This is a genomic window from Streptomyces monashensis, assembly GCF_001866665.1.
GTDB lineage: Bacteria > Actinomycetota > Actinomycetes > Streptomycetales > Streptomycetaceae > Streptomyces > Streptomyces monashensis.
Window position 1 is genome coordinate 1 of record NZ_MLYO01000062.1, and the last position, 20,314, is coordinate 20,314.

General features: G+C 72.1%; 19 protein-coding genes. 15 read left to right on the plus strand and 4 right to left on the minus strand.

Annotation, left to right across the window (positions count from 1 at the left end; all coding sequences use genetic code 11):
* The first annotated feature begins 316 nt into the window (after positions 1-316).
* Positions 317-1,429 carry a tryptophan--tRNA ligase gene (trpS, locus tag BIV23_RS32295; protein WP_071384537.1) on the plus strand — a complete coding sequence of 371 codons (1,113 nt, stop codon included), beginning with the start codon at positions 317-319 and terminating at the stop codon, positions 1,427-1,429.
* Between the two features lie 84 nt (positions 1,430-1,513).
* Entirely contained in the window at positions 1,514-2,428 is a 915-nt protein-coding gene (locus BIV23_RS32300; RefSeq protein WP_071384538.1) for a HipA family kinase, read from the plus strand.
* Between the two features lie 54 nt (positions 2,429-2,482).
* On the opposite strand, the gene aceB is transcribed toward BIV23_RS32300, so the two are convergent.
* The gene (gene aceB / locus BIV23_RS32305) at positions 2,483-4,108 is read right to left on the minus strand and encodes a malate synthase A (RefSeq protein WP_071384539.1); all 1,626 of its coding nucleotides are present in this window, start codon (positions 4,106-4,108) and stop codon (positions 2,483-2,485) included.
* A 184-nt stretch (positions 4,109-4,292) separates the two neighbouring features.
* Positions 4,293-4,904, minus strand: a complete 612-nt coding sequence (locus BIV23_RS32310; protein ID WP_071384540.1) for a nucleotidyltransferase family protein — start codon at positions 4,902-4,904, stop codon at positions 4,293-4,295.
* Between the two features lie 129 nt (positions 4,905-5,033).
* Here BIV23_RS32310 and BIV23_RS32315 point away from each other — a divergent pair, with 129 nt between their 5' ends.
* Positions 5,034-5,351 carry a DUF5955 family protein gene (locus BIV23_RS32315; RefSeq protein WP_071384541.1) on the plus strand — a complete coding sequence of 106 codons (318 nt, stop codon included), beginning with the start codon at positions 5,034-5,036 and terminating at the stop codon, positions 5,349-5,351.
* 417 nt (positions 5,352-5,768) lie between these two features.
* Here BIV23_RS32315 and BIV23_RS32320 read toward each other — a convergent pair whose 3' ends face one another.
* Complete coding sequence (locus BIV23_RS32320) at positions 5,769-6,563, minus strand: IclR family transcriptional regulator (protein WP_071384542.1); 795 nt, start codon at positions 6,561-6,563, stop codon at positions 5,769-5,771.
* Between the two features lie 273 nt (positions 6,564-6,836).
* Here BIV23_RS32320 and allB point away from each other — a divergent pair, with 273 nt between their 5' ends.
* From allB to BIV23_RS32365, 9 genes are all read left to right on the plus strand, one after another.
* The gene (gene allB / locus BIV23_RS32325) at positions 6,837-8,174 is read left to right on the plus strand and encodes an allantoinase AllB (protein WP_071384543.1); all 1,338 of its coding nucleotides are present in this window, start codon (positions 6,837-6,839) and stop codon (positions 8,172-8,174) included.
* Between the two features lie 45 nt (positions 8,175-8,219).
* Positions 8,220-9,335, plus strand: a complete 1,116-nt coding sequence (gene alc / locus BIV23_RS32330) for an allantoicase (protein WP_071384544.1) — start codon at positions 8,220-8,222, stop codon at positions 9,333-9,335.
* A gap of 119 nt (positions 9,336-9,454) precedes the next feature.
* Positions 9,455-10,282, plus strand: a complete 828-nt coding sequence (locus BIV23_RS32335; protein WP_079173545.1) for an AIM24 family protein — start codon at positions 9,455-9,457, stop codon at positions 10,280-10,282.
* Between the two features lie 74 nt (positions 10,283-10,356).
* Positions 10,357-10,983 carry a dihydrofolate reductase family protein gene (locus BIV23_RS32340; protein WP_071384545.1) on the plus strand — a complete coding sequence of 209 codons (627 nt, stop codon included), beginning with the start codon at positions 10,357-10,359 and terminating at the stop codon, positions 10,981-10,983.
* 125 nt (positions 10,984-11,108) lie between these two features.
* Positions 11,109-12,020, plus strand: coding sequence for a DMT family transporter (locus BIV23_RS32345; protein WP_071384546.1), 912 nt, complete (start codon positions 11,109-11,111; stop codon positions 12,018-12,020).
* Between the two features lie 85 nt (positions 12,021-12,105).
* A complete protein-coding gene (locus tag BIV23_RS32350; RefSeq protein WP_071384547.1) occupies positions 12,106-12,501 on the plus strand; it encodes a ribonuclease in 396 nt (131 codons plus the stop codon).
* A gap of 336 nt (positions 12,502-12,837) precedes the next feature.
* Positions 12,838-14,040, plus strand: a complete 1,203-nt coding sequence (locus tag BIV23_RS32355) for a sensor histidine kinase (RefSeq protein ID WP_071384548.1) — start codon at positions 12,838-12,840, stop codon at positions 14,038-14,040.
* Positions 14,041-14,135: 95 nt separating this feature from the next.
* The gene (locus tag BIV23_RS32360) at positions 14,136-14,807 is read left to right on the plus strand and encodes a response regulator (RefSeq protein ID WP_071384549.1); all 672 of its coding nucleotides are present in this window, start codon (positions 14,136-14,138) and stop codon (positions 14,805-14,807) included.
* Between the two features lie 138 nt (positions 14,808-14,945).
* Positions 14,946-16,130, plus strand: a complete 1,185-nt coding sequence (locus BIV23_RS32365; RefSeq protein WP_177240113.1) for a cytochrome P450 family protein — start codon at positions 14,946-14,948, stop codon at positions 16,128-16,130.
* An 83-nt stretch (positions 16,131-16,213) separates the two neighbouring features.
* Here the strand turns inward: BIV23_RS32365 and BIV23_RS32370 are convergent, their stop codons facing one another.
* Entirely contained in the window at positions 16,214-17,236 is a 1,023-nt protein-coding gene (locus tag BIV23_RS32370) for a Gfo/Idh/MocA family protein (RefSeq protein WP_071384550.1), read from the minus strand.
* Positions 17,237-17,354: 118 nt separating this feature from the next.
* On the opposite strand from BIV23_RS32370, the gene BIV23_RS32375 reads away from it, so the two are divergent.
* From BIV23_RS32375 to BIV23_RS32385, 3 genes are all read left to right on the plus strand, one after another.
* Positions 17,355-18,104 (plus strand): GntR family transcriptional regulator, encoded by a 750-nt coding sequence (locus BIV23_RS32375; protein WP_071384551.1) that lies wholly within the window; start codon positions 17,355-17,357, stop codon positions 18,102-18,104.
* 166 nt (positions 18,105-18,270) lie between these two features.
* Positions 18,271-19,275, plus strand: a complete 1,005-nt coding sequence (locus BIV23_RS32380; RefSeq protein ID WP_071384552.1) for a sugar ABC transporter substrate-binding protein — start codon at positions 18,271-18,273, stop codon at positions 19,273-19,275.
* Positions 19,272-20,300, plus strand: coding sequence for an ABC transporter permease (locus BIV23_RS32385; RefSeq protein WP_071384553.1), 1,029 nt, complete (start codon positions 19,272-19,274; stop codon positions 20,298-20,300). The genes BIV23_RS32380 and BIV23_RS32385 overlap by 4 nt, the downstream gene beginning before the upstream one ends.
* The last annotated feature ends 14 nt before the right edge of the window (positions 20,301-20,314 follow it).

A 20,314-nucleotide genomic window follows, 5' to 3' on the forward strand; every position in this document is an offset into this window, starting at 1 on the left:
CCACCCCGCCACCGCGAAACGCCGCTCGCCCCCTCCGACCCCTCGCCTGCCTCTTGGCCCCCGCCCCGGTCCCGTCACCCGCCCCTTGGGCCCCGCGCCGGCCCGCCGCTCGCCCCCGTCGAAGAGTCCCCGGATTCCCGGCGGCGAGGCTATGCTGTGCGCATGCATCTTTCGGCATGTCTGAGCTGGTGGCGCTCCGCGTAGGAGCGGCCGACTCGCATGCACACCGGGCCGTTCGGAATGGACGGCCCTTTCTCGTCCCCTGGACCAGGGCTCGTGCCTCTCTGACGGCGAGACCGACTCACCAGGAGACGTCGTGAACACCACGCCCCAGGCCGCCGGCCCCGACGCCGCTGCCGCAGACTCCGTTGCCGACTCGCTCGGGACGTCCGCCGCGCAGGCGCGCAGTGCGGTGCTGGAGGAGCTCATCCGCAAGGACCCCGGACGGTTCCGCATGCTGACCGGCGACCGTCCCACCGGCCGGCTGCACCTGGGGCACTACTTCGGCACGCTGCACAACCGCGTACGCCTCCAGGACCTCGGCGTGGAGACGTACGTGATCATCGCGGACTACCAGGTCCTGACCGACCGGGACGTCGCCGACAACCTGACCGGGCACGTCGAGGACCTCGTCCTGGACTACCTCGCCATCGGCGTGGACCCGCGGCGCAGCACGATCTTCACGCACAGCGCCGTCCCCGCCCTCAACCAGCTGATGCTGCCCTTCCTCAGCCTCGTGTCCGTCGCCGAGCTGAACCGCAACCCCACGGTCAAGGACGAGATCGCCCACTCGCGCCAGTCCGCCGTCAGCGGCCTGATGTTCACCTACCCCGTCCACCAGGCCGCCGACATCCTCTTCTGCAAGGGCAACCTGGTGCCGGTCGGCCAGGACCAGCTCCCGCACCTGGAGGTCACCCGCACCATCGCCCGCCGCTTCAACGACCGCTACGGCAACGGCACTCCGGTCTTCCCGCAGCCCGACGCCCTGCTCTCCCACGCCCCGCTGCTGCTCGGCACCGACGGCACCAAGATGAGCAAGAGCCGCCGTAACGCCATCACGCTGGCCGCCGACGCCGACGAGACCGCGCGTCTGCTCAAGGGGGCCAGGACGGACTCCGAGCGGCACATCACCTACGACCCGGCGCACCGCCCCGAGGTGTCCTCCCTCCTGCTGCTGGCCGCCCTGTGCCAGAACCGCAGGCCCGAGGAGGTGGCCGAGGAGATCGGCGCGGCGGGGGCCGCCGCGCTGAAGAAGACCGTGACCGAGGCGGTCAACGAGTACCTGGCGCCGATCCGGGCCCGCCGCAGTGAGTACGCCCGGGACCGCGCCTTCCTCCAGCGGACCCTGCGCGAGGGCAACGAGCGCGCCCGCGCGGTGGCCGACGCCACGCTCGCCGAGGTCCGTGCCGCGATGAACAGCCACTACTGACCGGGCGCGACCGGCCCGAACGGCTCCGCGGTCGGCCCACGGCCGGAGAACCGCCACGCCGGCGGAGCGCTTACGCTGGGCGGTGTGCTGCGCGACGTGACTGCTGTTCGATACGTGACCCCTCTCCGGTCCGGCGGCTCCGTGCCCGCAGTCGTCGAGGCCGACGACCTCGGCACGTACGTCGTGAAGTTCACCGCCTCCGCGCAGGGACACAAGGCGCTGGTCGCCGAGGTGATCGTCGGTGAACTCGCCCGCGCGCTGGGCCTGCGCTTCCCGGAGCTGGTCCTCGTCCACTTCGATCCGGCGATCGCCGCGGACGAGCCCCACCAGGAGGTCCGGGAGCTGCACGGCGCGAGCGCGGGGGTGAACCTCGGCATGGACCATCTGCCGGGCGCCGCCGACCTCACCCCCGAGATCGCGCGGGTCTTCCCGGTGGACCCGCTGGAGGCGGGCCGGATCGTCTGGCTGGACGCGCTCACGGTCAACGTGGACCGTACGGTGCACAGCTCCAACCTGATGGTCTGGCCCACGTTCGGCACCGCGGCGCCGCACCTGTGGCTGATCGACCACGGTGCCGCCCTCGTCTTCCATCACCGCTGGGACACCACGGCCCCGGGAAAGAAGTACGACTTCCGCCATCACGCTCTCGGCCACTACGGCCCCGACGTCCGGGCCGCCGACGCCGAACTGGCCCCCCGGGTGACCGGGGAACTGCTGCGCGGCATCGTGGCCGAGGTCCCGGACGCCTGGCTCGCCGAGGACGCGGGCTTCGCGACCCCCGACGACGTCCGCGCCGCCTACGTCGACTACCTCCTGGCCCGGGTGCGGCTGTCGGCGCACTGGCTGCCCACCGACTTCCCGAGCCGCGAGCAGCTCGCCGCCGAGGAGGCGCTGCGCGCGGCGAGGAGCCAGGCGGGCCGGCCGGCCTGGCTCAAGCAGGTCCCCGACCTGCACGGCAAGCCGGCCGCGGCACAGGACTGGTCGGTCCACCTGGGGTGAACACGCGCGAGCGGTCCCGGGAGGGCTCCCGGGACCGCTCGGCGGGCCCGGCGCTCAGCCCCGCAGCTGCTCGTACGCCGGCAGGGTGAGGAAGTCGGCGTAGTCCTCGTCCAGCGAGACCTTCAGCAGCAGGTCGTGGGCCTCCTGCCAGTGCCCGGCGGCGAAGGCCTCCTCGCCGATCTCCTGGCGGATGTCGGACAGTTCCTCGGCGGCGACCTTGCGGGCCAGTTCCGGCGTGGCCGTGTCGCCGTTCTCGAACTCGACGCCCGCGTTGATCCACTGCCAGATCTGCGAGCGGGAGATCTCGGCGGTTGCCGCGTCCTCCATCAGGTTGAAGATGGCGACCGCACCGAGGCCGCGCAGCCAGGCCTCGATGTAACGGATGCCCACCTGAACGGCGTTGACCAGACCGGCGTACGTCGGCTTCGCGTCCAGCGAGTCGATCGCGATCAGGTCGGCGGCCTCGACGTGGACGTCCTCGCGCAGCCGGTCCTTCTGGTTCGGCCGGTCACCGAGGACCTTGTCGAAGGACTCCATGGCGATCGGCACGAGGTCGGGGTGGGCGACCCAGGAGCCGTCGAAACCGTCGTTCGCCTCGCGGTCCTTGTCGGCGCGGACCTTCTCGAAGGCCACCTTGTTGACCTCGGCGTCCCTGCGGGACGGGATGAAGGCCGCCATGCCGCCGATCGCGTGCGCGCCGCGCTTGTGGCAGGTGCGCACCAGGAGTTCGGTGTACGCCCGCATGAACGGGGCGGTCATCGTCACGGCGTTGCGGTCCGGCAGGACGAACTTCGCGCCGCCGTCACGGAAGTTCTTGACGATGGAGAACAGGTAGTCCCAGCGGCCGGCGTTCAACCCGGAGGCGTGGTCGCGCAGTTCGTAGAGGATCTCCTCCATCTCGTACGCGGCGGTGATGGTCTCGATCAGGACGGTCGCGCGGACGGTGCCCTGCGGGATGCCGACGTAGTCCTGGGCGAAGACGAACACGTCGTTCCAGAGGCGGGCCTCCAGGTGCGACTCGGTCTTCGGCAGGTAGAAGTACGGGCCCTTGCCGAGGTCCAGCAGGCGCTGGGCGTTGTGGAAGAAGTACAGGCCGAAGTCGACGAGGGCGCCCGGGACCGGCGTGCCGTCGGCGTCGGCCAGGTGGCGCTCGGTCAGGTGCCAGCCGCGCGGGCGCATGACGACGGTCGCCAGCTCCCCGTCGGGGCGCAGGGCGTACGACTTGCCCGACGCCGGGTCGGTGAAGTCGATGTTCCGGGTGTAGGCGTCGGCCAGGTTGACCTGACCGAGGACGACGTTCTCCCAGGTGGGCGCGGAGGCGTCCTCGAAGTCGGCGAGCCAGACCTTCGCGCCCGAGTTGAGGGCGTTGATCGTCATCTTGCGGTCGGTCGGGCCGGTGATCTCGACGCGCCGGTCGTTCAGCGCGGCCGGGGCCGGGGCGACCTTCCAGGAGTCGTCCGCGCGGATCGCGGCCGTCTCCGGGAGGAAGTCGAGGGTGCAGGTGCGGGCGATCTCGGCGCGGCGCTCGGCCCGGCGGGCGAGGAGTTCGTCACGGCGCGGGGTGAACCGCCGGTGCAGCTCCGCCACGAAGGCGAGCGCGGCGTCCGTGAGGACCTCTTCCTGCCGGAGCAGGGGCTCGGCGTCGACGATGGCCAGCGGGGACGGCGCTGGTGCGGACATGAGCTGTCACTTCCTTCAGCGGTGGCACCGGGTGCCTAGTGGCACGAATAGGGCGAACAGCGCCCGCTGTGCGGTCAGGCGCTTCTGAACAGTGGATACTAGTTTCCTCATCGTGGAACTTCAATGGTTTGTTGACGTCGAGATTCTCTGGGTCGAGGAAAGGTGTCGCTCGGTGCCACCGCGCTCACTCAAGGTGGCGCAGATCGGCCTCGGTGTCGATGTCGTACGGTTCGGCCACGTCCGCGCACTCCACCAGCCGGAGCTCGCTCTCGTGTTCCTTCAGATAGGCGCGGGCCCCGCGGTCCCCGGTGGCCGTCCGCGCGATGCCCGCCCAGTGGGCCGACCCGAACAGCACGGGATGCCCGCGCACCCCCGCGTAGGCGGCCGAGACCAGCGACTTCTCGTCCTCGTGGGCGTCGAGCACCCGGGCCGCCGCGGCCGCCCCGATGCCCGGCTGGTCGACGAGGCTCACCAGGGCCGCGCGCGCCCCCGTGCCGCGGAGCGAGTCCAGCCCCGCCCGCAGCGAGGAGCCCATGCCCTCGGCCCAGTCGGGGTTGTCCACGAGGACGCAGCCGCTCAGCTCGGCCCGCGCCCGCACCTCGTCGGCGCGGGCGCCCAGGACCACGTGGATCCGCCGGCATCCGGCGGCGCGCAGCACCCCCACCGCGTGCTCGACCAGCGGTCGTCCCCGGTGCTGCAGCAGCGCCTTCGGCCGCCCGCCGAGCCGTCGCCCGCCGCCCGCGGCGAGCACCAGCCCGGCGACCTCCGCGCGCTCCTCGTCATGCGTGTCCGTCATGCGTCCTGCATACCTGACGCGGGCCGCGACGGCGCGTTTCCTTGGGCTGAATTTCGGTCGGCGCTGTGGCGCTCCAGGGCGGGGTGGCGTTTACTGACCCGCGCACGACGGCGTGCGAGGGGGAGGGCTGTGTTGCGGAGCTTGGGGCAGAGGCCAGTGATCGGCAGCGACGAGGACCCGAGAGTGACGGAACTGCGGACCGCGGTGTCCCGGTTGCGTCGCGAACTCGCCACACTGCCCTCCGAGTTCCCCGACCGGGCCATAGCGGAGGACGAACTGGCGGCCCTGGCGGCGATGGCCTCCGGCGGCACACCGGAGACCCCGCGCCTGCGCAGCTCCCTGTTACTGATCGCGGGCGCGATCGGCTCGGTGAGCGCCCTGGCGAGGGGCCTCAAGGGCGTGCGGGAGGCAGTCGATCTCTTCGGGGAGCCGACGCAGCGGGGCTAGGGCCTGTCGTTTGGATCATGTCGGTGTCGCGGGCCCTGGCACGCGCATCTGCGGCGTTGTCGTCGGTCGCCGACTCCCCCACGCTCGGCTTCTCCCCCACTCTCGGCTTCGCTCGAGCGGGAGGGGCCCCCACCGCGTCGACTCCCTCCTCCGCCTTGCATCTGCACGCACCAGACCCCGCTCGGGCCGGTCGCAAGGCGCGGTCTCTCTCAACCGACCTGATCAAAACGACAGACCCTAGCCGCGGTCGCCCGGCACCGTATCCGCCCAGCGGGTGCGGCGAAGTCCGGTGCGGTTCGGCAGCGCCCCGAAGGGGCGCGGGGCTCCGTCGATACGCGGCTCCGCCGCGTGGGCGCGACCAGCCGCGACGGCCGCGCGGACGACCGACGGCGCGGTGCGGCACGTCCAGCGGAGCGCTCAGGCGCCCGAACTGGCCAATGCCTGGGACAGTTCCCGTGCGATCCCCTGCAGCACCGGCACGATCTTCTCGGTGGCGGCCTCGGTCACCCGCCCGGCCGGCCCCGAGATGGAGATCGCCGCGGCCGTCGGGGACTCCGGCACGGACACCGCCAGGCACCGCACCCCGATCTCCTGCTCGTTGTCGTCGACGGCGTACCCCAGCTGCCGTACCTCGTCCAGCGCCGCCAGGAACCCGTCGGGCGTGGTGATCGTCTTCTCGGTCGCGGCCGGCATCCCCGTCCGGGCGAGCAGCGCCCGCACCTCGTCGTCCGGCACCCCGGCGAGCAGCGCCTTGCCGACGCCGGTGGAGTGGGGGAGCACCCTCCGGCCCACCTCGGTGAACATCCGCATCGAGTGCTTCGACGGCACCTGTGCCACGTACACGATCTCGTCGCCGTCCAGCAGTGCCATGTTCGCCGTCTCGCCGGTCTCCTCGACCAGTCGCGCCAGGTACGGCCGCGCCCAGGTGCCGAGCAGCCGGGACGCCGACTCGCCGAGCCGGATCAGGCGGGGGCCGAGGGCGTAGCGCCGGTTCGGCTGCTGGCGGACGTAGCCGCAGGCGACCAGCGTGCGCATCAGCCGGTGGATGGTCGGCAGCGGCAGCCCGCTGGTCGCGGACAGCTCGCTGAGACCCACCTCGCCCCCCGCGTCCGCCATCCGCTCGAGCAGATCGAAGGCGCGCTCGAGGGACTGGACACCGCCGCCGGCGGAGGACTTGGCGGAGTCGGTGGTGCTGGCGCTGGACGTCGGCACGGCGCGTTCCTTTCGGGACTGGCGAGAGGGCAGAAGCCTACCCGGCAGTCGGTTGACTCCCCGCTTGTACGTAGCTACGTTCTGCTTGCTGGAATTCTAATTCCGCTTTGTGGAAACGTCCAGAGTGGGCGCCGATGGCGTGCTGCCCAGAAGTGTGCCCCTTGACGACGCGGAAGCGGGAGTGAAGACTCCTTCAACAGAACGTTGAAATCCGTTACGTAGGTGTAAATCCCGTTTCCTGGGCGTAAAACGGCGGTACAGAGAGGGGTTCGGGTGTCCGACGCTGAACTGGTCCTGCGCTCGACGCGCGTCATCACTCCGGAGGGGACACGGGCCGCCGCGGTCACCGTGTCCGCCGGGACGATCACGGCCGTCCTGCCGTACGACGCCGGGATTCCGGCCGGCGCCCGGCTGGAGGACGTCGGCGACCACGTCCTGCTGCCCGGCCTGGTCGACACCCACGTGCACGTCAACGACCCCGGCCGCACCGAGTGGGAGGGCTTCTGGACCGCCACGCGCGCGGCGGCGGCCGGCGGCATCACGACGCTGATCGACATGCCGCTCAACTCCCTCCCGCCGACCACGACCGTGGACCACCTGCGGGTGAAGCAGGACGTGGCCCGCGACAAGGCGCACATCGACGTCGGCTTCTGGGGCGGCGCCCTGCCCGACAACGTCAAGGACCTGCGCCCGCTGCACGAAGCAGGCGTCTTCGGCTTCAAGGCGTTCCTGTCCCCGTCCGGCGTGGACGAGTTCCCGCACCTCGACCAGGACCGGCTCGCCCGGTCCCTGGCGGAGATCGCCGGCTTCGACGGGCTGCTGATCGTGCACGCCGAGGACCCCCACCACCTCGCCGCCGCCCCGCAGCACGGCGGCCCGAAGTACACCGACTTCCTCGCCTCCCGCCCGCGCGACGCCGAGGACACCGCCATCGCGACCCTCGTCGCACAGGCCAAGCGGCTCCACGCGCGCGTGCACGTCCTGCACCTGTCCTCCAGCGACGCGCTGCCGCTGATCCGCGCCGCCCGCGCCGAGGGCGTCCGCATCACCGTCGAGACGTGCCCGCACTACCTCACCCTGACCGCCGAGGAAGTCCCCGACGGCGCCAGCGAGTTCAAGTGCTGCCCGCCCATCCGCGAGGCCGCCAACCAGGACCTGCTGTGGGAGGCGCTGGCCGACGGCACCATCGACTGCGTCGTCACCGACCACTCGCCCTCCACCGCCGACCTGAAGACCGCCGACTTCGCCGCCGCCTGGGGCGGCATCTCCGGCCTCCAGCTCAGCCTGTCCGCCGTATGGACGGCGGCACGCGCGCGTGGACACGGTCTGGAGGACGTCGTGCGCTGGATGTCCACGCGGACCGCCGCGCTGGCGGGCCTCGGCCGAAAGGGCGCCATCGAGGTCGGCCGCGACGCCGACTTCGCCGTCCTCGCCCCGGACGAGACCTTCACCGTGGACCCGGCCGCCCTCCAGCACCGCAACCGCGTCACCGCGTACGCCGGCAAGACCCTGTACGGCGTCGTGAAGTCCACCTGGCTGCGCGGCGAACGCATCGTCCACGACGGCGAGTTCACCGAGCCGCGGGGCACGCTGCTCGCCCGCCCCCGGTAATCCACCCCGCCCCCGCCCACTCCCGGAAAGGAACCCCTGATCACCGTGACGGCGACCTCCAGCTTCACCGGCGACGCGAACCCCTACTCGGGCGGTGACCCGTACGCCGACTACCGCACCGCCGACTTCCCCTTCACCCAGTACGCCAACCTCGCCGACCGGCAGCTCGGCGCGGGCGTGGTCGCCGCCAACGACGAGTTCTTCGCCCAGCGCGAGAACCTGCTGGTGCCCGAGCGGGCCGAGTTCGACCCCGAGCACTTCGGCCACAAGGGCAAGATCATGGACGGCTGGGAGACCCGCCGCCGGCGCGGTGTCTCCGCCGAGCACCCGTGGCCGACCGCCGAGGACCACGACTGGGCGCTGGTCCGTCTCGGCGCGCCCGGCGTGATCCGCGGGATCGTCGTCGACACCGCCCACTTCCGCGGCAACTACCCGCAGGCCGTCTCCGTCGAGGCCGCGTCCGTCCCCGGCTCGCCCTCTCCCGAGGAACTGCTCGGCGACGACGTGAAGTGGACGACGATCGTCCCGCGCACCGCGGTCGGCGGCCACGCGGCGAACGGCTTCGCCGTCTCCGCCGAGCAGCGCTTCACGCACCTGCGCGTCAACCAGCACCCCGACGGCGGCATCGCGCGCCTGCGCGTGCACGGCGAGGTCGTCCCCGACCCCGCGTGGCTGTCGGTGCTGGGCACCTTCGACGTGGTCGCGCTGGAGAACGGCGGCCAGGTCGAGGACGCCTCCAACCTCTTCTACTCCCCGGCCACCAACACCATCCAGCCGGGCCGTTCCCGCAAGATGGACGACGGCTGGGAGACCCGCCGCCGCCGTGACCTGGGCAACGACTGGATCCGCTACCAGCTGGCCGGCCAGTCCCAGATCCGCGCGATCGAGATCGACACCGCCTATCTGAAGGGCAACAGCGCCGGCTGGGCGTCGGTCTCCGTGCGCGACGGCGAGGACGGCGAGTGGACGGAGATCCTTCCCCGCACCCGCCTGCAGCCCGACACCAACCACCGCTTCGTGCTGCCCGCCCCGGCCGTCGGCACGCACGCGCGCGTGGACATCTTCCCCGACGGCGGCATCTCCCGCCTGCGGCTGTTCGGCTCCCTGACCGAGGACGGCGCGGCCCGGCTCGCCGCCCGCCACCAGGAACTGGGCGGCTGACCCACCCCGCGCGTGGGGCGCCCCGGCCTGGACAGCACCGGGCGCCCCGCGTGTCACCCGTACGGCCCCGATTCCGGCCGCCCGGAACCCACGGGCCCGGGTCCGGCGTTCTTCCCCACGTGACCCTTCAGCAAGAGATCGTCGGCAACGCCATGCAGATGGCGGTCGTCAGCCTGCAACCCGGCCAGACCGTGTACTGCGAGGCCGGGAAGTTCCTCTTCAAGACGACGAACGTGACCATGGAGACGCGCCTGTCCGGCCCGTCCGCAAACGGCAGCGGCGGCCGGCAGGGGCAGGGCGGCGCGGGCGGCGGCGGGATGGGCGGCCTGCTGCGCCAGGCCATGGGCACCGCCATGCAGGTGGGCCAGCGCGCGCTCGCGGGCGAGTCGCTGGCGTTCCAGTACTTCACCTCCCAGGGCGGCCAGGGCACGGTCGGCTTCGCGGGCGTCCTGCCCGGCGAGATGCGCGCGCTGGAACTCGACGGCAGGCGCGCGTGGTTCGCCGAGAAGGACGCCTTCGTGGCCGCCGAGTCCACCGTCGAGTTCGGCATCGCCTTCGCCGGCGGCCGCACCGGCATGAGCGGCGGCGAGGGCTTCGTCCTGGAGAAGTTCACCGGGTACGGCACGGTGATCATCGCCGGCGCGGGCAACTTCATCGATCTCAACCCGGCCGACTTCGGCGGCCGCATCGAGGTCGACACCGGCTGCGTGGTCGCCTTCGAGGAGGGCATCCAGTACGGCGTCCAGCGCATCGGCGGCCTCAACCGCCAGGGACTCATGAACGCCGTCTTCGGCGGCGAGGGCCTGTCCCTGGCCACCCTGGAGGGCAACGGCCGGGTGATCCTGCAGTCCCTCACCATCGAGAGCCTCGCCAACGCCCTGAAGAAGGCCCAGGGCGGTGACAAGCAGGGCCCGACCGGCGGGCTGTTCTCCACGCACGCGGGCTGAACCGATGAGTTCCGGGGGCCGGCGGGGTCCGCAGTGGTGACAGCAGACCCCGCACCCGGAAGAAGGCACCCCTCATGGGTAAGCTCGTCTCCACTCTTTTCGTCACCCTCGACGGCGTCTACCAGGGCCCGGGCGGCCCCGGCGAGGACACCCGGGACGGCTTCACGCAGGGCGGCTGGAGCTTTCCGCTCGGCGACGACGACTCCGGCCGCTTCGTCACCGGGGTCTTCGAGCGCGCCGACGCCTTCCTGCTCGGCCGCCGTACGTACGACATCTTCGCCGCCTACTGGCCGCGGGTGACCGACCCGGCCAACCCCTTCGCCTCCCGCCTCAACACCCTGCCCAAGTACGTCGTCTCCGCCACCCTCCAGGATCCCGCGTGGTCCGGCACCACGGTGCTCGGCGGCGACCTCGCCAAGGAGGTCCAGGCCCTCAAGGAGCGCACCGACGGCGAACTCCAGGTGCACGGCAGCGGCGCCCTCGTGCGCTCCCTGATCGGCCTGCGCCTCCTCGACACCCTGCACCTGCTGACCTTCCCGGTCGTCCTCGGCTCCGGCCGCCGGCTGTTCCCGGACGGCACGGCCCCCACCCGCTTCCGGCACACCGGCGGCCACGTCACCGGTTCGGGCGTCTCCCTCCAGACGTACGACCTGGCGGGCGACCCGGAGTACGGCTCGTACGACCTCCCCGAGGACGCCTGAGGCCGGCCCCGACCCCCGGCCGGCAAATCCCTGGCCGAAGATCGTCGCCGCCGGTACGGTGAGCCCGCCCCGTGCGAGCCGCCGACGTCTCCGCACCCCCACCGGAGACCGGGAGAGCCGCCCGCATGTCCTCGATCGCCGTACCGGGCGCCGCCGCCGCGCCCCGCCGCGCCTGGCACACCGACCTGCCCGTCCTGCTCGTCGCGGTCTGCTGGGGCGCCAGCTATCTCGCCGCGAAGGACATCGTCACCGCCCGTACGGTGCTCGCCGTCCTCGTGCTGCGCTTCGCGCTCGCCGTGCCCGTCCTGGCCGTCACCGGCCGCCGTGCCCTGCGCGCGCTCACCGGCGCCCAGTGGCGCGGCGCGGCCCTGCTCGGGCTGATCCTCAGCGGGATCTTCCTGCTGGAGACCTACGGCGTCGTCCGCACCTCGGCGACCAACGCGGGTCTGATCATCAGCCTCACCATGATCTTCACCCCGCTCGCCGAGGCCGCCGTCACCCGCACCCGGCCCACCCCGGCCTTCCTCGGCGCGGCGCTGCTGTCGGTCCTCGGCGTCGTCCTGCTCACCCAGGGCGGCGGCGTCACCCGGCCCTCGTCCGGCGACCTGCTGATGCTGCTCGCCGCGCTCGCCCGCACCGTGCACGTCCTCGCGATGTCCCGCACCAGGGCCGTACAGGGAGCGGCCGCGCTGCCGCTCACCACGGTCCAACTCGGCGCGTCCGTCGCCGTCTTCGCCCTGCTGTCGGCCCTCTCCGGCACTCCGGCGCCGTGGACGGTCGCGGCGGACCTCGGCGCCCGGGACTGGGCCGGGCTGCTGTTCCTGGCCGTGCTGTGCACGGTGTTCGCCTTCTTTGTGCAGATGTGGGCGGTGCGCCGTACGTCCCCCTCGCGGGTCGGGCTGCTGCTCGGCACCGAACCGCTGTGGGCGGCCGCGACCGGCATCGCGCTCGGCGGCGAACGGCTCGGCACGCTCGGCCTGGCCGGGGGTGCGCTGGTGCTCGCGGGGACCGCGTGGGGGCGCAGGGCGGCAGGTTAACTTTCTGAAAACTCAGCGGACTTGAAGGGAAAATCTTCAACGTTGTCGTTGACATGCCAACGTCTACGCGCGTCATCATGGGGGCATGAGATTCCCCCCACGCACCACTCGCATCGGCGCCGCAGCCGCGCTCCTGTCCGCCCTCGTCGTCGGCGGCACCGTCACCGCCACCTCGGCGAACGCCGCGGCCGACTCGGTCGGCAGCATCTGCTACAGCGCCCTGCCGTCGCAGGCTCACGACACCCTGAACCTGATCGCCCAGGGCGGCCCGTACCCGTACTCGCAGGACGGCGTCGTCTTCTCCAACCGTGAAGGCGTCCTGCCCAGCCAGGCGTCCGGGTACTACCACGAGTACACCGTGATCACGCCCGGTTCGCCCACGCGCGGCGCCCGGCGCATCGTCACCGGAGAGCAGTCCCAGGAGGACTACTACACCTCCGACCACTACGCGACGTTCAACCTGGTCGACTTCGGATGCTGAGCCGACGTACCGGACCCGGAAGAACGGCGCGACAGCGGTGACGCGGTAGACGAACCGCGTCCGACGTACTCGAGCACCTGTCCACCTCGCCCCGCGGCCTCCCCCCACTCCGGGCCGCGGGGCGAGCGGCGTCCGCACCGCCGCCGGCCGGGATCCCGACGCGCGTCGCGCGGGAGCCGTACGAAAGTCGGCGATCTCGCGACTTTGGTAGCCGATCCCGCGCGCGGGGCGGCCGACAGAGGCGGGCTCTGCGTAGATTTGTCGACCGTGAGTGAAGACCGACCCCAGCCGGCCCAGGTTTGGGCCCCCGTCCCCGGGGACGGGCTGCGCCGCTGGATGCTCCCGTCGGCCGTGGTGCGGGAACTGGACCCGGACGCGGTCCCCGAGGGCCGCCGGCCACGCCGCACGGCCCGGGACTGGGCCGTCGACACCTGCTGCTTCCTGATGGTCGTCCTGCTGTACCTGGTGACCGCGGTGTCCCTGGTGCAGCACCCCGACGTGCCCGAGGGGCTCGTCGTCGCCGACGGGGTGCTGGGCGGCCTGTCCTGCCTCGCCGTCTGGGTGCGCCGCCGCTGGCCGGTCGGCCTCGCCGTCGCGATGATCCCCGTCGGCCTCGTCTCCTCGACCGCGGGCTGGGCCGAACTGGCCGCCCTGTTCACCGTCGCCGTGCACCGGCCCTTCCGGTACGTCGCCTGGACCGCCGGCGCCACCCTCGCCTTCGCCCCCCTCTACTACTGGCTGCGCCCCGAGACCGGACTGCCGTACGTGGCCTCCCTGGTCTTCGCGCTGCTGCTCACCGTCTGTGTCGTCGGCTGGGGCATGTTCGTGCGCTCCAAGCGGCTGCTGATGATGAGCCTGCGGGACCGGGCGCACCGCGCGGAGACCGAGGCGCGGCTGCGCGCCGAGCAGGCCCAGCGCCTCGCGCGTGAGGACATCGCGCGCGAGATGCACGACGTGCTCGCCCACCGGCTGACCCTGCTGAGCGTGCACGCCGGAGCCCTGGAGTTCCGGCCGGACGCGCCGCGCGAGGAGATCGCGCGGGCCGCCGGTGTCATCCGGGAGAGCTCCCACGAGGCCCTCCAGGACCTGCGGGAGATCATCGGCGTGCTGCGCACCGGCGGCTCCGACGACGCGGCCGGCGGCCGCCCGCAGCCCACGCTCGCCGCGCTCGAACCGCTCGTCGCCGAGTGCCGCGAGGCCGGCATGAAGATCACGCTCGACCATCGCGTCGCCGACCCCGGCGCCGTACCCGCCTCCGTCGGCCGCACCGCCTACCGCATCGCGCAGGAGGCCCTGACCAACGCCCGCAAGCACGCCCCCGGTGCCGAGGTCACCCTCCGCCTCACCGGCACCTGCGGCGACGGCCTCGCGATCACCGTCACCAACCCGCCGCCCGAGTCCGAGGCCCCGCCCGTCCCCGGCTCCGGCCAGGGCCTGATCGGCCTCACGGAACGCGCGACGCTGGCCGGCGGCCGGCTGCAGCACGGCACCACACCCGACGGCGGCTTCGAGATCCGGGCCTGGCTGCCCTGGGGGTGAACGGGCGGGGCCCCGGGCCGCCGCTCCCGGCCGGCCACGAGGGACGGCCCGGCTCCGGCGCCATGGGCCGTGCGAACCGTGATTACGTTGGGCCCATGACGCCGATCAGACTCCTCCTCGTAGACGACGACCCCTTGGTGCGCACCGGACTCGCGCTGATGATGGGCGGGGCCGAGGACATCGAGATCGTCGGGGAGGCCGCCGACGGCACCGAGGTCGAGGAACTCGTCGGGCGCACCCGTCCCGACGTCGTCCTGATGGACATCCGCATGCCGTCGGTGGACGGGCTCGCCGCGACCCGACTGCTCCGCGCGCGTGCGGACGCCCCGCAGGTCGTGGTGCTCACCACCTTCCACGCGGACGAACAGGTGCTGCGCGCCCTGCGCGCCGGCGCCGCCGGGTTCGTCCTGAAGGACACCGCGCCCGCGGAGATCGTCGACGCCGTGCGCCGGGTCGCCGCCGGGGAACCGGTGCTGTCGCCCGCCGTCACCCGCCAGCTGATGCGGCACGCGGCGGGCACCGCCGCCGACTCCCGCCGCTCACGCGCGCGTGAGCGGCTCGCCGAGCTGGGCGACCGTGAGCGGGAGGTCGCCGTCCTGGTCGGCCGGGGCCTGGCCAACGCCCAGATCGCCGCCGAGCTCTTCATGAGCGTGGCCACCGTCAAGACCCATGTCTCGCGCATCCTCGCCAAGCTCGGCCTCAACAACCGGGTCCAGATCGCCCTGCTCGCCTACGACGCGGGACTGCTCGACGAGGACGGGCGCTGAGACTCGACGGGGACGGGCGCTGAAGAGCGGGCACGTGCCGAGAACGGGTGGCCGGGGCGGGCACTAACGTCGCGTGCCGTGCGTTGTCCCGGTACCGGCGCACGTCCGGTGGCCTCGGGGGAGTCCGGAAGGGGAGCTGTGGACAGGCAACAGTCGGTGGATCTGGGGGAGTTCGAGCAAGCGCTGCACGAGGACCCGCATCCGGTGTACGCCCGGCTGCGCGCGCAGGGCCCTGTGCACCGTGTCCGGCTGCCCGGCTGGAGCGAGGACGCCTGGCTGGTCGTGGGGTACGAGGCGGCGCGGACGGCCCTCGCCGACCCCCGGCTGGTCAAGGACACCACCAAGATCGGCGTGACCATCATGGAGCGGGACATGGTCGGCGATCATCTGCTGGCCACCGATCCACCCCAGCACACCCGGCTGCGCGCGCTCGTCACGCGCGCGTTCACGATGCGCCGGGTCGAGCAACTGCGCCCGCGCATCCAGCAGATCACCGATGAACTGCTGGACGAGATGCTCCCGGCGGGCCGCGCCGACCTGATCGGCTCGCTCGCCTACCCGCTGCCCATCACGGTCATCTGCGAACTGCTCGGCGTGCCGGACATGGACCGCGCGGAGTTCCGCAAGATGTCCACCGAGGTGGTCGCGCCGGCCGACGTGGAGACGGAGCAGTCCGCGGTCGTCCGCCTCGGCGAGTACCTCACGGAGCTGATCGAGGACAAGCGCCGCTCCGGCCCCACCGACGACCTGCTGAGCGACCTGATCCGCACCACCGCCGAGGACGGCGACCGGCTCTCCGCGCGGGAACTGCGCGGCATGGCCTTCCTGCTGCTGATCGCCGGCCACGAGACCACCGTCAACCTCATCGGCAACGGCGTCCACGCCCTCCTCACCCATCCCGACCAACTCGCCGCCCTGCGGGCCGACATGAGCCTCCTGGACGGCGCCGTGGAGGAGATGCTGCGCTACGAGGGCCCGGTGCACAGCGCCACGTACCGGTTCGCCGGCGAGCCCCTGGAGATCGGCGGCACACCGATCGGGAAGGGCGAGCACGTGGTGGTCGGCCTCACCGCGGCCCAGCGCGACGACGGCCGTTACGACGACCCCGACCGCTTCGACATCCGCCGCGACACCCGGGGCCATCTCGCCTTCGGCCACGGCATCCACTTCTGCCTCGGCGCACCCCTGGCCCGCCTGGAGGGCCGCATCGCCATCGGCACCCTCCTGCGCCGCGCCCCCGGCCTCGCACTCGACGGCACCCCGGGCGCGTGGCTGCCGGGGCTGCTGATGCGCGGGATGCGCAACCTCCCCCTGCGCTGGTGACCGGCCCCTGACGCCGGCCTGGGGTGCGGGCCGGGCCGGCGTTGGGCCCGCCGTCGTGCCCCCGCCCCCGAGCCGGGCCGCCGTCAGCCGTACGACGGCTGTACCCGGTCCGGGACCTCCGTGAGGGCGACCGGGCGGTGCTCGCGGCGGGAGATCTCGCAGGCCTCGGCGATCCGCAGCGCCTGGAGGGCCTCGTGGCCGTCGCAGGGGTTCGGCCGCTCGCCGCGCACCACGTCGACGAAGGCGTTCAGCTCGGCCTCGTAGGCGGGCCCGAACCGCTCCAAGAAGCCCGTCCACGGCGTGTCCGCGGGCGGCGGCCCGCTCGGCTCGGTCGAGGCGAGCGGCGTACGGTCGTCCAGTCCCACCACGGCCGTGTCCCGCTCCCCGGCCAGCTCCATGCGCACGTCGTAGCCGGCGCCGTTGAGCCGGGTCGCGCTCACCGTGGCCAGCGTGCCGTCGTCGAGCGTGAGCAGGGCTGCGCCGGTGGCCACGTCGCCGGCCTCGCGGAACATCGCGGGCCCGGTGTCCGACCCGGCGGCGTACACGTCCACCACCTCACGGCCGGTCACCCAGCGCAGCACGTCGGCGTCGTGGATCAGCGTGTCCCGGAACAGCCCGCCGGACAGCCTCAGCCAGTCGGCCGGGGGAGGGGCCGGGTCGCAGGTCAGCGCCCGTACGGTGTGCAGCCGCCCGAGCCGTCCCGAGCGCACCGCCTCCCGGGCGCCGGCGTACCCCGCGTCGAAGCGCCGCTGGAACCCCATCTGAAGGATCGTTCCGGCGCGCTCCACCTCGGTGAGCGCCTGCAGGGTGCCGGGCAGGTCGAGCGCGATCGGCTTCTCGCAGAAGACCGGCAGGCCCGAGCGCGCCGCCCGGCCGATCAGCTCGGCGTGTGCCGCCGTCGCCGTGGTGATCACCACCGCGTCCACGCCCCAGGTGTAGATCTCGTCCACCCCCGGGGCCGCCGTCTCGCCCAGCCGGTGCGCCAGTTCCTGGGCGCGCACGGGATCCGCGTCCGTCAGGATCAGCGAGCCGACCTCGCGGTGGCGGCTGAGCGTTCTCGCGTGAAGGGTGCCGATGCGGCCCGTACCGATGACCCCGATGCGCATGGAAACAAAGTGAGGGCGGACCCCGCGCGCTGTCAATGCATATGTCCGGACAATCGGACTTCACAACTTCCCGTCAACCCATCACGCGACTACGCTCAGCCCCGTGCCGAAACCTGATGTGGACCCGACTGTCGCGCTCGACCTCCGTGTGGACCGTAGTTCGCCGGTGCCCCTCTACTTCCAGCTCTCCCAGCAGCTGGAGGCCGCGATCGAGCACGGCGGCCTCACCCCGGGCAGTCTGCTGGGCAACGAGATCGAGCTGGCCGCACGGCTCGGCCTGTCCCGGCCGACCGTCCGTCAGGCCATCCAGTCCCTGGTCGACAAGGGCCTGCTCGTGCGCCGCAGAGGCGTCGGCACCCAGGTCGTGCACAGCCAGGTCAAGCGCCCGCTGGAGCTGAGCAGCCTCTACGACGACCTGGAGGCGGCCGGTCAGCGCCCCGCGACCAAGGTGCTGGTCAACACCGTCGTACCGGCCTCCGCCGCGGTCGCCGCCGCGCTCGGTGTTGCCGAGGGCGGCGACGTGCACCGCATCGAGCGGCTGCGGCTCGCGCACGGCGAACCGATGGCGTACCTGGTCAACCATCTCCCGACCGGTCTGCTCGACCTGGACACCGGGCAGCTGGAGGCCACCGGCCTGTACCGGCTGATGCGCGCCGCCGGGATCACCCTGCACAGCGCCCGCCAGTCCATCGGCGCCCGCGGCGCCACGGCCGCCGAGGCCGAGCGGCTCGCCGAGTCCGAGGGTGCCCCGCTGCTCACCATGCAGCGCACCACCTTCGACGACACCGGCCGCGCGGTCGAGTTCGGCGACCACACCTACCGCCCGAGCCGCTACTCCTTCGAGTTCCAGCTCCTCGTACGGCCGTGACCCGAGTCCCCGGACTCCTCGCAATGTCCGGACAATCGGACGGTCACGGCACCCCCTGCCCTGTCATGAGTGTTCATGGTGTTCGATACTGGATTATTTGGGGCCGCTGAGGACTGATCGCCGGCCCCTTCCGTACGTACGAACACGGCAAGAAGGGCACGGCCTCGTGGCACGGATTCGGACCTGGGCAGTCTTCGCACTGACAGGGGCACTTTCGCTGTCCCTGGGGGCGTGCAGCAGCACCGGCGGCAAACGGGCCGAGGACGCCCGCAAGGCCGCGGCCGCCCAGGGCAGGGCGGCGGTGAACACCCCGCGCTGGACCTTCGCGATGATCACCCACTCCGGGGACGGCGACACCTTCTGGGACATCGTGCAGAACGGCGCCCGGCAGGCCGCCGTCAAGGACAACATCAACTTCCTGTACTCCCACGACGACCAGGCCCAGCAGCAGGCGCAGCTGGTGGACGCGGCCGTGGACAAGAAGGTCGACGGGATCATCGTCACCCTCGCCAAGCCGGACGCCATGAAGGCGGCCGTGGCCCGCGCCGAGAAGGCCGGCATCCCGGTGATCACGGTCAACTCCGGCTCCGAGGAGTCCAAGGCCTTCGGCGCCCTCGCGCACATCGGCCAGGACGAGTCCGTCGCCGGCGAGGCCGTCGGCGACGAGCTGAACGCGCGCGGGAGGAAGAAGGCCCTGTGCGTGCTGCACGAGCAGGGCAACGTCGGCCACGAACAGCGCTGCGACGGCGTGGCCAAGACCTTCCACGGCGCGCTCCAGAAGCTCTACGTCAACGGCACGAACATGCCCGACGTGCAGTCCGCGATCGAGGCCAAGCTCCAGGCCGACACGTCCATCGACTCGGTCGTCACCCTCGGCGCCCCGTACGCCGACACCGCCGTGAAGGCGAAGGGCGACGCGGGCAGCAAGGCCGAGATCGACACCTTCGACCTCAACGCCCAGGTCGCCGCCGAACTGAAGAACGGCACCCTCGGCTTCGCCGTGGACCAGCAGCCGTACCTCCAGGGCTACGAGGCGGTCGACCTGCTGTGGGCCTACAAGTACAACGGCGACGTCCTCGGCGGGGGCAGGCCCGTGCTGACCGGCCCGCAGATCATCACCAAGGACCAGGCGTCCGCGCTGGCCGCGTACACCGAGCGGGGCACCCGATGAACGCCTCCGTTGATGAAAGGATTCTGCGGAGGTCTCCGCTGAAGAAGCTCCTCGCCCGGCCGGAACTGGGCTCCGTCGTCGGCGCCCTCGCCGTCCTCGTCTTCTTCGCCGTCACCGCCGACGGCTTCCTCGACGCCGCCAGCCTCAGCACGGTGCTGTACGCCTCCTCGACCATCGGGATCATGGCCGTACCGGTGGCGCTGCTGATGATCGGCGGCGAGTTCGACCTGTCGGCCGGTGTCCTGGTGACGTCCTCCGCGCTGGTCTCCTCGATGTTCAGCTACCAGATGACGGCGAACACCTGGGTCGGCGTCGGCGTGTCCCTTCTCGTGACGCTGGCCGTCGGCGCCTTCAACGGCTTCGTGCTCACCCGCACCAAGCTGCCCAGCTTCATCGTCACGCTGGGCACCTTCCTGATGCTGACCGGCCTGAACCTCGGCTTCACCAAACTGATCGACGGCACCGTGTCGACGAAGACCATCGGGGACATGGAGGGCTTCCCCGCCGCCCACGCCGTCTTCGCCTCGACGCTCACCGTCGGCGGGGTCGACGTCAAGGTCACGATCCTGTGGTGGCTCGCCCTGGTGGCCGTGGCCTCCTGGATCCTGCTGCGCACCCGCGCCGGGAACTGGATCTTCGCCGTCGGCGGCAACCAGGACGCGGCCCGCGCGGTCGGCGTCCCGGTCGCGCGGACCAAGATCGGCCTCTACATGGGCGTCGCGTTCGGTGCCTGGATCTCCGGCCAGCACCTGCTCTTCTCCTTCGACGCCGTCCAGTCCGGGGAGGGCGTCGGCAACGAACTGATCTACATCATCGCGGCCGTCATCGGCGGCTGCCTGATCACCGGCGGTTACGGCAGCGCGATCGGCTCCGCCGTGGGCGCCCTCCTCTTCGGCATGACCAGCAAGGGCATCGTCTTCGCCGAGTGGAACCCGGACTGGTTCAAGTTCTTCCTCGGAGCGATGCTGCTCCTCGCGACCCTGCTGAACCACTGGGTCCGGGGGCGCGCGGAGGCGACGGCATGACCGACGACGTGACG